The sequence below is a fragment of the Lentzea sp. NPDC092896 genome (assembly GCF_044754905.1).
Taxonomy (GTDB): domain Bacteria; phylum Actinomycetota; class Actinomycetes; order Mycobacteriales; family Pseudonocardiaceae; genus Lentzea.
In genome coordinates this window covers 258,469-272,284 of record NZ_JBIVPX010000009.1, presented here as the reverse complement: position 1 = coordinate 272,284, position 13,816 = coordinate 258,469, and the positions used below count along the sequence as shown (strand labels likewise).

12 protein-coding genes are annotated in these 13,816 nt (G+C 69.4%); 6 read left to right on the top strand and 6 right to left on the bottom strand.

Features of this window, described 5'->3' with window-relative positions; translation table 11 throughout:
- Positions 1-16: 16 nt before the first annotated feature.
- Positions 17-526: a YbaB/EbfC family nucleoid-associated protein gene (locus ACIQF0_RS36165; protein ID WP_360043978.1), complete on the bottom strand. Its 510-nt coding sequence runs from the start codon at positions 524-526 to the stop codon at positions 17-19.
- Positions 527-629: 103 nt separating this feature from the next.
- Between ACIQF0_RS36165 and ACIQF0_RS36160 the strand changes: the two genes are divergently transcribed.
- Positions 630-1,379 (top strand): hypothetical protein, encoded by a 750-nt coding sequence (locus ACIQF0_RS36160; RefSeq protein WP_401037313.1) that lies wholly within the window; start codon positions 630-632, stop codon positions 1,377-1,379.
- On the opposite strand, the gene ACIQF0_RS36155 is transcribed toward ACIQF0_RS36160, so the two are convergent.
- Positions 1,376-1,858, bottom strand: coding sequence for a MarR family winged helix-turn-helix transcriptional regulator (locus ACIQF0_RS36155; RefSeq protein ID WP_401037310.1), 483 nt, complete (start codon positions 1,856-1,858; stop codon positions 1,376-1,378). The two genes, ACIQF0_RS36160 and ACIQF0_RS36155, sit on opposite strands and share 4 nt — an antisense overlap.
- 64 nt (positions 1,859-1,922) lie before the next feature.
- Here ACIQF0_RS36155 and ACIQF0_RS36150 point away from each other — a divergent pair, with 64 nt between their 5' ends.
- Together ACIQF0_RS36150 and ACIQF0_RS36145 are read left to right on the top strand one after the other, a co-directional pair.
- Positions 1,923-3,317, top strand: coding sequence for an LLM class flavin-dependent oxidoreductase (locus ACIQF0_RS36150; protein WP_401037307.1), 1,395 nt, complete (start codon positions 1,923-1,925; stop codon positions 3,315-3,317).
- Positions 3,318-3,373: 56 nt separating this feature from the next.
- Positions 3,374-3,847 carry a hypothetical protein gene (locus ACIQF0_RS36145; protein WP_401037305.1) on the top strand — a complete coding sequence of 158 codons (474 nt, stop codon included), beginning with the start codon at positions 3,374-3,376 and terminating at the stop codon, positions 3,845-3,847.
- Here the strand turns inward: ACIQF0_RS36145 and ACIQF0_RS36140 are convergent.
- The 3 genes from ACIQF0_RS36140 to ACIQF0_RS36130 are packed head-to-tail and all read right to left on the bottom strand — an operon-like array spanning position 3,844 to position 7,985.
- Positions 3,844-5,928, bottom strand: coding sequence for a M6 family metalloprotease domain-containing protein (locus ACIQF0_RS36140; RefSeq protein WP_401037303.1), 2,085 nt, complete (start codon positions 5,926-5,928; stop codon positions 3,844-3,846). The genes ACIQF0_RS36145 and ACIQF0_RS36140 overlap by 4 nt on opposite strands.
- A gap of 51 nt (positions 5,929-5,979) precedes the next feature.
- The gene (locus ACIQF0_RS36135; RefSeq protein ID WP_401037301.1) at positions 5,980-7,323 is read right to left on the bottom strand and encodes an ATP-binding protein; all 1,344 of its coding nucleotides are present in this window, start codon (positions 7,321-7,323) and stop codon (positions 5,980-5,982) included.
- On the bottom strand, positions 7,320-7,985 hold the full coding sequence (locus ACIQF0_RS36130; protein ID WP_360043951.1) for a response regulator transcription factor: 666 nt from the start codon (positions 7,983-7,985) through the stop codon (positions 7,320-7,322). Before ACIQF0_RS36130 ends, ACIQF0_RS36135 begins: the two co-directional genes overlap by 4 nt.
- A 151-nt stretch (positions 7,986-8,136) precedes the next feature.
- Between ACIQF0_RS36130 and ACIQF0_RS36125 the strand changes: the two genes are divergently transcribed.
- Positions 8,137-9,354, top strand: a complete 1,218-nt coding sequence (locus ACIQF0_RS36125; protein ID WP_401037298.1) for a glycosyltransferase — start codon at positions 8,137-8,139, stop codon at positions 9,352-9,354.
- On the top strand, positions 9,351-11,420 hold the full coding sequence (locus ACIQF0_RS36120; RefSeq protein WP_401037295.1) for an ArnT family glycosyltransferase: 2,070 nt from the start codon (positions 9,351-9,353) through the stop codon (positions 11,418-11,420). The genes ACIQF0_RS36125 and ACIQF0_RS36120 overlap by 4 nt, the downstream gene beginning before the upstream one ends.
- Positions 11,421-11,422: 2 nt before the next feature.
- Here ACIQF0_RS36120 and ACIQF0_RS36115 read toward each other — a convergent pair whose 3' ends face one another.
- A complete protein-coding gene (locus tag ACIQF0_RS36115) occupies positions 11,423-12,202 on the bottom strand; it encodes a hypothetical protein (protein ID WP_360043942.1) in 780 nt (259 codons plus the stop codon).
- Positions 12,203-12,505: 303 nt separating this feature from the next.
- Between ACIQF0_RS36115 and ACIQF0_RS36110 the strand changes: the two genes are divergently transcribed.
- A complete protein-coding gene (locus tag ACIQF0_RS36110) occupies positions 12,506-13,816 on the top strand; it encodes a DUF2252 domain-containing protein (protein ID WP_360043939.1) in 1,311 nt (436 codons plus the stop codon).

Sequence of the window (13,816 nt, the reverse complement as noted above, 5' to 3'; positions counted from 1 at the left end):
GCTCCCCCAGACCGCTCTACTGCTTCTTGAAGATCGAGTCGCCGCCGAAGTCGTCGTCATCGTCGCTCGGACGTGGCGCGGGACGACGAACGGGCGGCGGAGGCGGCGGCGCTGCGGTCGCGGCGCGCTCCTCGTACTCCTCGTTGAACGCGTACCCCGCCGGCTTCGGCTGCTCTTCTTCCTCTGGCGGCGGCAGGTACTCGGTGATCATGCGATAGGTCTCGGAGCCCTCGCCCTCGACGGCCGCGAACGTGTCGGCGACCTTCACCGCCGCACCGCGCTGCGCCTTGCGCGCGATCTCGAGGATCTCGCCGGACAACTGCGCGTGCGACTTCCGCATCGCGTCCGCGGTCAGCTCAAGGCCGGTCAGCGCACCGTTGGGCGCGACGGTCACCGTGATCGCCCCGTCGTTCGACGACGCCGAACCGCCCGCCTGCGCCAGTCCTTCCTGGACCGCCGCGGCTTTCGCCTGTGCGTCGGCGATCTTCGCCTCGAAGTCCCGCATCCACTCTTCGGGCGTCTTCACCTGTCCCCCAGTTCACGTTCGGCCGTACGGTCCAAAGGATTCCACAACCGCGCCGGACGCGTTGTGCGAACGTCCTGATCGACGTGCCACGAGGAAGGACGCGATGAGCGAGGAGCTGAACCGGGAACGCCGGCGACTGGTGGGCCTCGCACAGCGGTTCGGACTGCCGCAGACGGTGGCGGGCGAGCCGTTCCCCCCGTCGCAGGAGGGCGCGCCCTTGATCGTCGACACGGACGTCGGCGGCCCGGACGGTGCCGTCGCGCTGGTCGTGGCCGCTACCGAACCGGCGCTGGCGCTCGTGATCACCGCGAACGACGGCCGGGCGCGGTTCGTCAGACATCTGCTCGACCGGCTCGGGCGCACGGACGTACCGGTCGTCGCCGGTCCGGTGCTTCACGCCGAGTCGCCTCGGCCGGCCGAGGCGGTGGCACGGGTCGTGGCGAGCGCGGACGGACCGGTCCGCTGGGCAGGCCTTGGACCGGCGACGAACATCGCCGCGCTGCTCACCGGAAATCCGGCCCTGGCCGCACGGCTGGTCGTCACGCAAGAGGTCTCCGTGCCGAACTTCCGGCGCGACCCTGCCGCGGCGAAGGCCTTGCTGACCGGTGGGAACCTGCCGAAGCTCGTGCTGCCGGACACCGTGCAGGAGCCGGAGGCCTCGCGGAGCCCGGACGGGCTCACTCTCGCCACCGCACTCCAGCTGCCGTTCGTAGCGCTGCGCCGCGAACGCGTGGTGCTGGACGACACCGGCCGGCCGGTCGCGGGACCGGACGGTGACCTCGCGCGGATCAGCGTCAAGGTGAACCACCGCGCGTTCCGGGTCTGGCTCACCAGCAGGCTGCGGATCGGCTAGGACGTGCTCGCCGCGATGTCCTGGACCGCCGCGCAAGCGCTCGGCACCGGGTCCAGCTCGTTGACGTGCCCGGCCAGCCGGCAGAGCAGCCCCTTGAACGTCTCCCGGTCCGAAGCCGACAGCCCGGACAGCACGTGCGCCTCGGCGTGCGACAGCCGGAGATCCAGTTCTTCCAGCCGCGCACGGCCCACGTCGGTCGCCACGACCAGGCGGGTGCGGCGGTCGGCGGGCGCGGGGCGGCGTTCGACCAGCGACGCTCGCTCCATGTCGTCGAGCAGGTACGTCATGACGGTGCGGTCGATGCCCAGTTGCTGGCAGAGCGCGGACTGGCTTTCCGGCTGGTCACGGGTGGCGGCGGTGAGGATCTGGTAGCCGCGGTGGCCGCCGGGGAGGTCGCCGACGGCCTGGTTCGTCGCCTTCACGAAGGCGCGGAACACCACACCGAGGGTCCAGCCGAAGTCGTCCTCAAGCGCGGTCACCCGGCCAATGATAGCCCGGGCAGAACGTCTGCGAGGCAGAACATCTGCGTGGCATACTTTCGGCATGACAGATTACGGCCACCCACTCGAGTTCGGGGTGTTCCTGCCGCCCGACGCCGGGCGGTTCGAGGACACGTTGCGGCTCGCGCAGGCCGCTGACGTGCTCGGACTGGAGCTCGTCAGCATCCAGGACCACCCTTACAACGCCGCGAACCTCGACACGTGGACGTCGTTGTCGGTCATCGCCGCGTCCACCACCAACGTCCGCGTGTTCCCCAACGTCGCGAACTTGCCCCTCCGGCCGCCGGCCGTGCTTGCGCGCGCGGCGGCGAGTCTTGACGTCATCACCGGTGGTCGCGTGGAGCTGGGGCTCGGCGCGGGCGCGTTCTGGGACGCCATCGCCGCCATGGACGGACCGCATCGCACCCCGGCCGAGTCGGTCGAGGCACTCGAAGAAGCCATCGGGGTGATCAGGGCACTGTGGACACCCGGTCGCGGCGTTCGCTTGCACGGCAAGCACTACTCGCTCAACGGCGCGCGCCCCGGACCGTTCCCCGCGCACGACATAGGCATCTGGCTGGGCGCCTACAAGAAGCGGATGCTTCAGCTCACCGGCCGCCTGGCCGACGGTTGGCTGCCGTCGAGTCCATACGCGCCACCACAACAACTCAAGACGATGAACGCCATCATCGACGAGGCCGCGCAAGAAGCCGGGCGTGAGCCCAAGGACATCCGCCGGATCTACAACATCGGCTCCGAGTTCACCGCGGAACAACTCGCCGAACTGGCACTCAACGACGGTATGAGCGGCTTCATCCTGATGGTCAACACCGACGACGAGCTGCGCGCGTTCGCAGAGGAGGTCGCACCGGCCGTGCGCGAGATCGTGCAGAACGAACGCGGTTCACAACTCCTGTGGGACGAGTCGACGCGCCCAAAAGGCCCGGCGCCTGAAGCGGACGCCGTCTACACCGCTTCGGGCAGGGCGATGGGCCGTCAACTGGTCGGCGTCCACAACCACCTGCGCGACGAACTGCAGAAGATCCGTTCGGTCGTCAAACAGGCCGCGGACGGCATGATCGGCATCGGCGAGGCGCGGTCCGAGATCAACACGATGACCATGCGCCAGAACAACTGGACGATGGGCGCGTACTGCGAGACCTACTGCCGGCTCGTGACGATCCACCACACGCTCGAGGACACCAGTCTCTACCCGCAGCTCAGGGAGGGCGACGCGCGCCTCGGGCCGGTCCTCGACCGGCTGTCGGAGGAGCACCAGGTGATCCACGAGGTGCTCGAACGCCTCGACGCGGCGCTGGTGGCCACGGTCGCGGAGCCGCAGCGGATCGGTGAGGTGCAGAAATCGGTGGACCTGCTCACGGACACGCTGCTCTCCCACCTGTCCTACGAGGAGGATCAACTGATCGAGCCGATGGCCCGAATCGCGTACCACCACTGAGTGCACTTGGGCGTGTGCGGCGCCGCGCGACCGGGACCTGCCAACAGACTGGGTTCGTGGACACCAGGAAGCGAGTCGATCCCGTCCGGCGCGGTCGCACCATCCTGGGGGCGTCGTTGCTGCTCACAGCCGTCGCCGCGGGGACGAGGGCCGCCGTCGGGCTCAGTCACGCGGCCGAGACGGAGTCCGCGATCCGCGCGAAGGACGGCCTGGACGTCACGATCGCGCTGCACACCGGGCTCACGTACGCGTGGTTGCTGTTCGCGGTGCTGACCGGGATCGCCGCGGTTCCGTTGCTGGTCAACGGCTCGGGGCGGACGTTCGCGGCCGGTGTCTGCTACTCGCTCGGCATGCCGTTGCTGCTGTTCAGCATCGGCGTGATCGCCCCGGTCTCCACGGTCCAGACGCTGACGTGGCTGGCGTGCGGCACCATCTTGCTGTTGGTGTGCTTCGTGATGCTGACGTCAGGGCCGGTTCCGCAGCGGCAAGCTCCGGACCGGCGCAGGCCGGTCCGGAGCCGTCCCCGTTAGCCGGTCACCGTGCAGGTGGACGTCGCGGACCTGGCGGGATTGCTCTCCGACACGGCCGTGAGCGTCACCTTGGACATGACCGGCCCACTGCCCCGCTGCGCGTGCACCGGAACGTCGACCGTCGCGCCGAACTTGGCCGTGGCCAGCGCGTTGGGCACCGACACGGTCCAGCCGTTCTCCGCCTTCGCCGTCACGCGGTAGACGTCACCGTTGAGGTACTGGTCGACGGGCTCCGGGTGCTGTCCACCAGGAGGTGCCGTGCGGCCGGTGTTGGTCAACGGGAAGCGGCACGTCGCCACGCCGTCCGCACCCACACGGGCGGCGGCCGGATTGACCCGCACGCCGCGCTGCTGCGGGCCCGCGCCGTCCAGCGACCGGACCGCCACTGTGTAGGACAGCACGCCACGGGAGTCGCGTTGCAGGTCCAGCACGTAGAAGTGCAGGCGGTTGGCCGTGTCGACGAACTCGAACTCGCTGCCGGAGTTCGTGCCGGCGTGCAGCAGCGCGTCGGACAGCTGGCGGTAGTCGCCGATCGTGATCGGGACCCTGGTGCCGTCGGGCAGGACGTAGTCGGTCATGCCGATGTCCTGCGGGTTCGCGTCGATCACCCACGTGAACGGCGCCGCGTCGGCGTTCTTGGTCTTGGCCAGCATCACGCCGGAGTCCGGGGTGAACGAGTCGGCGCCCATCCGGTCCACGACCTCGAGCGTGTAGTTGTTGTAGCCGCCGCCGTCGCAGAAGGGGTTGGTGGACACGTTGCAGGACGGGGTCTTGTCGCCCGTGCCCAGCGCGAGGTTGATGCCGGTCAGGCCGGTGCTGCCGGGGTTGACCTCGCGCGCGGTGATCTTCGCGATGACCGTGCCGGAGCCGGCCAGGGCTTCGCGCGACAACCGCAGGACGTTCTTCTCGTCCACGATGCCGAGCTTGATCTTGTTGCGCAACGTCTGCTGCGCGCCGAGCGACGCGCCACCGGTCGCCGGGATGGTCCAGCGGGAGTGCGGGCCGCCGGGTCCGTTGAACGAGCCGCGCGACAGCATGTCCCACGGGCCGCTGTAGTCACGGCGCGGTGGGCTGCCGTACGGGTTGTTGTAGTTGTCGCCGATGCCGAGGATGTGGCTCAGTTCGTGCGCGTACACGCCCTGGCCGGAGCTCTCGGCCTGGGTGGACGAGCCGCCGCCCGCGTTGGGCCAGATCGACGAGCCCGCGGCCCACGAGGTCCAGTCCACGTACCGGGTGTTCGACCAGTTCGGCAGCGCGGGGTCCGGCGGGCCGAAGGCGTCGGTCACGTCCTCCTTGGTCCGGAACTTCATCATCCCGAACTCCTGCCAGGTACCGGACTCGTCCTGGCCCGCCGACAGGTAGTAGGTGAAGTCGTAGCCCGCGGGCACCTCGGCGCCGACGTCGGCCACCCACGCGGCCCGGCCGTCGGTGCGGATGTTGCGGTTGCAGGAATCGCCTGCGGGACAGGCGGTTCCGCCCTGGAACTCCATGGCGTACTCGTGGTCCTTGCCCGGCATCGTGTACGGGCCGAACGCCTTCAGGTCGACGCCGTAGCGCCCGCCGGAGGTCTCCATCCAGTACTCGTGCACGGTGTGGCCGCGGTTGAGGCCGTTCGGCTTGTTGAGGAAGTCCTGGTAGAACTGCCCGACCTGGGCGCGCGGCACGTCGCTGGCCTCGGCGCTCGGGTTGCCGAACACCGTGGAGTTCTTGGCCTGCGTGACGACGAACGGCTGGTTCGGGTAGTCCAGCAGGACCAGCGCGCCCTTGAAGGTGCGCACCGAACCCTTGACCGCAGGGTCGGCCCAGTTGGTACCGGGAATCTTCCTGTAGTCCCGTTCCCACGTCATGTGGTCGGGGTTGACCCAGTTCTGCGGGTCGATCGGGCCGGGGAATCCGTTCTGCGCCAGCACACGCGCGGTGTCCCGGGACTGTTGCCACGGCTGTTGTTGCGGCCAGTGGTCGTACTGCCAGTGGTTCGACGGTTCTTCCGGGGGAGCTGCGGCGGAGTTGCCGGCGGTGAACATCGCGACCGAGAGGAACGCGGTGATCAGCAGGGCAGGGCGCCGGTGTCTGCGGTCCATACCACCACCGTGGTGCAGAACGGCCCGTGCGAACCAGCGCCGATCGTCTGATCAGTTGGCGGGCAGCTCGATTCGCACCGACGCACCGCGCGGTCTCGGCACGAACCGCACGCTGCCGCCGTGCACGGCCACGACGTCCGCCACGATCGCGAGCCCCAGGCCGGATCCGGGCAGGCCGCGGGCGTCGGGCGCGCGCCAGAACCGTTCGAACGCCGAGTTCCGGTGCTCGAACGGCACTCCCGGTCCCTCGTCGCTGACGGTGAGCCAGCCCGGTTTCGAGCGGACGGTGATCGTGGAACTGGCCGGTGAGAACTTCACCGCGTTGTCGAGCAGGTTGAGCACGCTGCGTTCCAGCGCGCCCGCGTCGCCGACGACCGACCAGTCCGCGTGGTCGACGTCGAAGAGGTGGTCGTGGGCACGGCCGCGGGCGCGTTCGACGGCCCTGTCGATCACCGCGGCCACGTCGACGGGCTCGGTGGCCAGTTCGTGTTCGTCGCGGGCGAGCACGACCAGTTCGGTGACGAGGTCGCCGAACTCCTGGCTCTGGGCCTGCAGGCGGTCGAGGACCTCGCGGCGCTGAGGCAGTTCGCGGCCGGTTCGTTCGCTGCGCACCAGCAGGTCGATGTTGGTGCGCAGGCTGGTCAACGGGGTCCGCAGCTCGTGCGCGGCGTCGTTGACGAGGTCCTTCTGACGGCGGCGGGAGTCGGCCAGCGCGGCGGTCATCGACGTGAAGGCGCGGCCCAGGCGGCCCACCTCGTCCTGGCCGTCGACCGTGATCGCGGTCGTCAGGTCCTGGGTGCGCGCGATGTGCTCGGCGGTCTCGGTGAGGCGTTCCATCGGGTCCAGGGCGCGGCGGGTCAGCCAGAGTCCGGTGCCCGCCACGAGCAGCGCGCCGAGGATCGAGACGGCCACCAGGACTCCGCCCAGCGTGGTCAGCGTGGAGTCGATCTCGGTGGTGCTGCGGCTCAGGATGAGCACCTCGCCGGTGTCCATCGGTTGCAGGAGAACGCGTGCCTCGGCGCCGGACCTGGTGATGCCGTCGCGGAACGTCGGTGTCGTCACGAAGTCGCCGGGGAGGTTGACGACCGGGTCGACGCCGGGCGGCGCGCAGGTGCCGCCGTCGGCGTTCAGGGTCTGGATGCCCTGCAGGACCTGTTGCAGTCCCTCTGTCGGAACGCCCTGGTCGCAACGGATCTTGAACTCGCGGCGCTCCCCCGGTTCCAGCGGCTGGCCGATCCGCGGCGGCACGCTCGCGAGCAGCGACTTGTCGAGCTGGGAACGGAGGTTGTGCTCGGTGGCGAGCCAGGTGACCACGCTGATTCCGGCGATCGCGACCGCCACGACGCACGCGGTGATCAACGCGAGCTTGCTGCGCAGCAGGACCGGACCGCTCATGGCGACTCGCGCAGGATGAAACCCATGCCCCGCACGGTGTGCAGCAGGCGGGCGCGGCCGCCGGCCTCGGTCTTGCGGCGCAGGTAGCCGATGTACACGTCGAGGTTGTTCGTGCCGTTGTCCTTGCCCCACACGGCGTGCTTGAGGTGCTGCTTGGTCAGCAACCGCTCAGGGTTGCCCAGGAAGACCGCGAGCAGGTCGAACTCGGTCGGGGTCAGGTCGAGCCACGTGCCGCCGCGCACGACCTCGCGGGCGTCCGGGTCCATCCCCAGGTCGGCGAACTGGAGCGTCCGCGGGGCCGTGCGCCGCCGGTTCTGCTTGAGCAGCGCGCGGACCCTGGCCAGCAGTTCTTCGAGTGCGAACGGTTTGACCAGGTAGTCGTCGGCGCCGGCGTCCAGGCCGGTGACCCGGTCGCCCAGCGCGTCGCGGGCGGTGAGCATCAGCACGGGCAGGCGTTCCCCGGCCGCGCGCAACCGCCGGCAGGCCTCCGAACCGTCGAGATTCGGCATCATCAGGTCGAGAATCGCCAGGTCGGCGCCCGCGAGCCGGACCAGTGCCTCGGCCCCGTCCGCGGCGGTGGTGACCTCGTAGCCCTCGAACTCGAGGCTGCGCCGCAGACTGTCCCGCACGTCCGGGTCGTCGTCCACCACGAGCAGTCGCATGCGGAAGACGGTAGGGCTCTTCGCTGTGAGCGAGCTGTGTGTATGCGCTCTAACGATTCTCTCAGCAGAAGCCAAGGACGTTCTCACGACAACGTCAGCAGGCTCGGTCTCACAACGGTCACAGCTGTGTCCACAGTGGAACGGAGATGACATGGCGGTGAGCACTGCACAGGCCACGGCGACGGTGGACATCATGATTCCCGTCTACAACGAGGAACGCGCACTACCGGGATGCGTCGACGTGCTGCACGCGTTCCTGACCGAGCAGTTCCCGTTCGACTGGTCGATCGTGGTCGTGGACAACGCGAGCACGGACTCGACCCTGGAGGTCGCCTGGGAGCTGGCTCAGAAGTACGAGCGGGTGCGCGTGCACCACCTCGACCGCAAGGGTCGCGGGCTGGCGCTCCGGGAGTCGTGGGGCGCCAGCGAGGCCGCGGTCGTCGTCTACATGGACGTCGACCTGTCGACCGGTCTGGACGGGCTGCTGCCACTGGTCGCGCCGTTGCTCAACGGCCATTCGGACCTGGCGATCGGCTCCCGGCTGGCACCGGGCTCGCGCACGGTGCGCGGACCGCGGCGGGAACTGGTGTCGCGCGCCTACAACGCGTTGATCAGACTGACGCACGGCGCGAAGTTCAGCGACGCCCAGTGCGGCTTCAAGGCCGCGCGCACCGAGGTCGTCCGGCCGTTGCTCGGCCAGGCCCGCGACGAGGCGTGGTTCTTCGACACCGAGCTGCTGCTTCTGGCCGAGCACAACGGTTTGCGCGTGCACGAGGTGCCGGTCGACTGGGTCGAGGACGTGGACAGCCGGGTCGACGTCGTCGGCACCGCCATCGACGACATCAAGGGGTTGATCCGCGTGGCTCGTGCGAAGGCCAACGGCACCGCACGGGTGAACGGTCTGCCCCGGCGACCTCAGCCCCGTGCCATCCACCCGGACGCCGTGCTCAGCCGCAGCGAGGGCGGGCTCTCCTGGCAGGTGCTCTCGTTCGCGGTGATCGGCGTGATCTCCACGCTCGCGAACCTGGCTCTGTACGGGGTCTTCCGGCTGTGGTGGCCGGTGCTGGTGGCCAACCTGGTGGCGTTGGTCATCACCACCCTGTTCAACACGGAGGCCAACCGCCGCTTCACCTTCACGGCCCGCAACACCGCCCGTGGCAAGACACATCTGCAGGGCCTCGTGGTGTTCGGGCTCTACTACGCGTTCACCTCGGCCGCGTTGCTCGTGCTGCACGCGGTCTCCCCCGACCCGCCCCGCACTCTCGAACTGGTGGTGCTGCTCGGATCTTCCGCGCTGGGCACCGCGGGGCGCTTCTTCCTGTTGCGGAGCTGGGTGTTCCGCCGGGACAACCGAAAGGACCAGGCATGACCGCCACGGCCGAAGTGGCCGCCCCCGCCGACGTGCCGACCGGCTCGCGTTCACCCCGTTGGCCCGTCTGGGCTCTCGTGGCGATCTGCGCGCTGGCCGGTGCGCTGTACGTGTGGGCGATCGGCGCCGGACAGGTCGGCAACTCGTACTACGCGGCGGCGGCGAAGTCCATGTCGACGTCGTTCACCAACTTCCTGTTCGGCTCGTTCGACCCGGCCGGCGTGGTGACGGTCGACAAGCCGCCGATGTCGTTGTGGCCTCAGGCGATCGCCGTGTGGATCTTCGGGTTCCACGGCTGGGCGGTGCTGCTGCCGCAGGTGATCGAGGGCGTGGCGGCGGTGTTCCTGTTGCACCGCACCGTCCGGCTGTGGGCGGACGAGAAGGTGGCGCTGCTCGCCGCGCTGATCCTCGCGCTGACGCCGATCACCGTGGCGATCAACCGCGACAACAACCCGGACACGTTGCTGGTGTTGCTGCTCGTCGCCTCCGCCTACGCCTTCACCCGGTCGGTTCAGTCCGCGGAGAGCAGGCCGCGGACGAAGTGGTTGCTGTGGTGCGCCTTCTTCATCGGCTGCGGGTTCCTGACCAAGATGCTGCAGGCGTGGATCGTGGTGCCCGGGTTCGCGCTGGCCTACCTGGTGGGGACCTCCGCGCCGGTGAAGCGCCGGATCCTCGACCTGCTGGCGGCCGGCGGGGTGCTGGTGGCGTCGTCGTTCTGGTGGGTGGCGCTGCACGCGTTCTGGCCGGGCGCCAAGCCGTACATCGGCGGGAGCACGGACGGTGGCGCGTGGGACCTGATCATCGGCTACAACGGCCTGGGGCGGGTGTTCGGCGGTGAGGGGAACCCCGGCGGCAGCGGCATGGCGCCCGGTGAGCTGCCCTCGGGTCAGCTGCCGTCCGGCCAGATGCCGTCCGGGCAGGGCCCGATGGAGTTCGGAGGCCCCGGCGGCGGTGGGATGTTCGGCGGTCAGCCCGGCATCACGCGCATGTTCGACGCCTCGGTCGGCGGGCAGATCTCGTGGCTGCTGCCGTTGTGCCTGCTGGTCCTGGTCGTGGTGTCCGTCGCGGGCGTGCTGCGGTGGCGGCGCGGGGTTCCGGGTGTTCCGGCCGAACGCGCCGGCTGGTTCATGTGGGGCAGCTGGTTGCTGGTGACAGCGCTGGTGTTCAGCCTGGCGCAGGGCATCTTCCACCCGTACTACACGACGATGCTCGCGCCGGCCGTCGCGGCGATCGGCGCCGCCGGGATCGTGATGTTCTGGCGTGCCAGGAGTTTCGTGCGCTTCCTCCTGCCGTTGTCGGTCGCGATCACGGCCGGGTGGGCGTTCGTCCTGGTCTCGCGCGACACTTCGTTCCACGGCTGGACGCGATGGGCGGTGCTCGGGGTCGCCGCGGTCGCCGTCGTGGTGCTGCTGGTGGGTCTGCGGCGGGCCGGGCTGGTGGCGGCGGTGGTCGCGATGCTGCTGGTACCTGCCGTGTGGTCGACCGCCGTCGCCGCGACAGCCAGCTCCAACGGCGTGATGCCCGCGGCTGGGCCTAACGAGCGCGGTAACGGGGGCTTCCAGATCTTCCGCAACGGGCAGCAACCGCCCAACGGGGCGCAGCCACCCAGCGGCACGCAGCTGCCCAACGGGACGCAGCCGCCCACCGGCCGGGGAAACCGGGGACCGATAATGGGCGGCCCTGGCGGCCAGACCACCCTCACCGACGAGCAGAAGCGGATCCTCAACTACGCCAAGGAGAACAGTGGCGGCGCGGAGATCACGCTGGCGGTCGCCGGTTCCGCGCAGATGGCAGGGCCGTTCATCATGGGCTCGGACGAGGTCGTGATCGGCATGGGCGGGTTCTCCGGCTCGGACAACGCGCCGTCGGTCGACCAGCTGCAGTCGTGGGTCGCCGAGGGCAAGCTCAAGTTCGTGCTCGGCGGCGGCGACCAGATGGGCGGTCGCGGACCTGGCGGCCGGGGGGACAACGGCCGCCAGGAGTGGATCACCGCGCATTGCTCCACAGTGGACCCGAGCGCTTATGGCGGTGGGTCGGGGATGGAACTGCTGGAGTGCCGTGCGTGAGGTCAGGGCACGAGCGCCCAGGCCTGCTGCGCACTGGCCTTGCAGAAGGCGAGCCAGCGGCTCTGGGTGGTGATCGCGCCGTCGGAACCGGCGCGGGCGAGGGCCGCTGAGGAGTTCGCTTGCGTCTGCGGGCCCCAGTCGCCGTCGATGCCGGTGGTGATGCCCCAGATGTACTGGCAGGCGGCCTGGACGAAGTACGTCTGGGTCGCCGAGCCGGTGTTGAAGCTGGAGTCGCCGCTGCCCGAGATCGCGTTGTCGATGTGGGCGTGGTTGTGGTGCTCGGCGTTGTCCAGGTACGAGATGACATGCCGGAAGTGGTAGTGCAGGGACGCCATCGTTCCCCAGTACCGGATCCGGGCGGTGCGCAGGGCGTCGCCGGTGGAGTTCTTCCACTGGTCGTAGCGGCCGTTGAAAGCGGTGAACGTCGCGCCCGTGTCGCGGTTCGTGATGAGCATGCGCGCGAGGTCGAACGCCCTGCCCTCGCCGTGCATGCCCTCCTTGTTCACGTAGGCGCCGTACGAGTAGATCTTGTGCGGCGCGGTCCAGTGGTACGGCGTCCAGTTCCGCCAGTGGACGTGCCAGGTCTCCAGCCGGGCGTAGAACCCCGGGTCGTAGCGGAACGACGACGCGGCGCCGTTCACCTCGTAGAAGGTCGGCTGCGAGTTGATCTCGCTCTGGGTGACGAGGGTCGCCGCGGAGGCGCTCCCGGTGCCGAGCAGAACCGCCGCTGAGCCCGCCACACCCGCGGCGAGAATGCTCCGGCGCGACATCGATCCGTTCATGTCCGGAGTCTCGCCCCGGACATGAACGCGATCCCTAGTCCCGCGACCAGTCTTCGGGAGCGGTGACCGGCACTTCCTCCTCACGACTCGCTTCGTCCGCGAGCACGCTGCGTATCTGTTCCTCGCTCGCACCGAACATGAAGCACATGCCCGCGACGTTAGGCGTGCCGTCCTCGTCCGGGCTTCTCGATTCCTGCTCGCTCTTCCGGTTTGGCCAGGTTTCGCGGCCAACTCGGACCGAACTGCCGGCGAATTTGCGCGCGCCCGCCTTCTCTCTCGGACATTCGCGTGTTGGGATGCACCATGACTGATCGCGGCGACCGCATCGTGAGCGTGCTGGAGGAGGCCTTCGCCGGCCTGATGGCCGCCGACCCCGCCGCGTTCCGGCACAAGTTCCGCAAGATGGCGGCCGAGCCGTTCACGTTCTACCGGGGCAGCGCCTGCCTGTTCTACGCCGACATGGCCGAACTGCCCGACGAGTGGACCGACGAGCGCACCAGCCGCATCTGGATCCAGGGCGACCTGCACGCGCAGAACTTCGGCACCTACATGGACTCCGAAGGCACGCTGGTGTTCGACGTCAACGACTTCGACGAGGCCTACCTCGGCGCGTTCACCTGGGACCTCCGCCGCTTCGCCGCCTCGATGGCCCTGCTCGGCTGGCGCAAGGCCCTCCCGGACAGCGTGATCACCGACCTGATCCGCACGTACGTCGCCGCGTACGTCGCCCAGGTCCGCACGTTCGCCGAGCACCCGAACGACGAGCTCTTCAGCCTGCGCCTCGACAGCACCGAGGGCGCCCTGCACCGCGTCCTGCAACGGGCCCGCCTGGCCACCCGCATCGGCCTGCTGGACGAGAAGACCGCGATCGTCGACTACGAACGCCGCTTCCGCCGCGACCGCGAGGGCACCCACGAACTGTCGTCCGAGACGCTGGAGTCCGTCGCCCGCGCCTTCGCGTCCTACCTGGACACCATCCCGACCGGCAAGCGCGCGTCGAGCCGCACCTACGCCGTCAAGGACGTGGTGGGCCGCAGCGGTTTCGGCATCGGCTCAGCGGGCCTGCACGCCTACAACATCCTGGTCGAGGGCCGCTCCCAGGCGTTGGAGAACGACGTCGTGCTGTCCATGAAGCAGGCGAACATCGCCGCCCCCAGCCGCATCGTCTCCGACAGCAGGATCCGCGAGTACTTCACCGACCACGGCCACCGCACCGCCGTCTCCCAGCGGGCCCTGCAGGCCCACGCCGACCCGTGGCTGGGCCACACCGAGATCGACGGCGTCGGCTACGTCGTCGCCGAACTCTCCCCCTACGAGGCCGACCTCGACTGGTCCGACCTCACCGAGCCCTCCGACATGCTCCCCGTGCTCGGCTACCTGGGCCGCGCCACCGCGAAGATGCACTGCGTCGCCGACTCGGACTCGTCCCAGACCCTCGTCGACTTCCAGTGCGAGGAGGCCATCGCCTCGGTCATCGGGGACCGTGAGGAGGCCTTCACCGACGCCATCGTCGAGTTCGCGCTCGACTACGCGCGGCAGACGCGGGAGGACCACCGGCTGTTCGTGGACGCGTTCCGGGACGGCCGGATCAAGGGTGTCGGCTCGACGGCCTGA

What these genes read in the sequence shown, in the direction of transcription:
- ACIQF0_RS36150 (WP_401037307.1), top strand. Translation starts at nt 1,923, where the DNA reads ATGACAGATTACGGCCACCCACTCGAGTTCGGGGTGTTCCTGCCGCCC.
- ACIQF0_RS36110 (WP_360043939.1), top strand. Translation starts at nt 12,506, where the DNA reads ATGACTGATCGCGGCGACCGCATCGTGAGCGTGCTGGAGGAGGCCTTC.
- ACIQF0_RS36130 (WP_360043951.1), bottom strand. Translation starts at nt 7,985, where the DNA reads ATGCGACTGCTCGTGGTGGACGACGACCCGGACGTGCGGGACAGTCTG.
- ACIQF0_RS36120 (WP_401037295.1), top strand. Translation starts at nt 9,351, where the DNA reads ATGACCGCCACGGCCGAAGTGGCCGCCCCCGCCGACGTGCCGACCGGC.
- ACIQF0_RS36160 (WP_401037313.1), top strand. Translation starts at nt 630, where the DNA reads ATGAGCGAGGAGCTGAACCGGGAACGCCGGCGACTGGTGGGCCTCGCA.
- ACIQF0_RS36115 (WP_360043942.1), bottom strand. Translation starts at nt 12,202, where the DNA reads ATGAACGGATCGATGTCGCGCCGGAGCATTCTCGCCGCGGGTGTGGCG.
- ACIQF0_RS36140 (WP_401037303.1), bottom strand. Translation starts at nt 5,928, where the DNA reads ATGGACCGCAGACACCGGCGCCCTGCCCTGCTGATCACCGCGTTCCTC.
- ACIQF0_RS36125 (WP_401037298.1), top strand. Translation starts at nt 8,137, where the DNA reads ATGGCGGTGAGCACTGCACAGGCCACGGCGACGGTGGACATCATGATT.
- ACIQF0_RS36135 (WP_401037301.1), bottom strand. Translation starts at nt 7,323, where the DNA reads ATGAGCGGTCCGGTCCTGCTGCGCAGCAAGCTCGCGTTGATCACCGCG.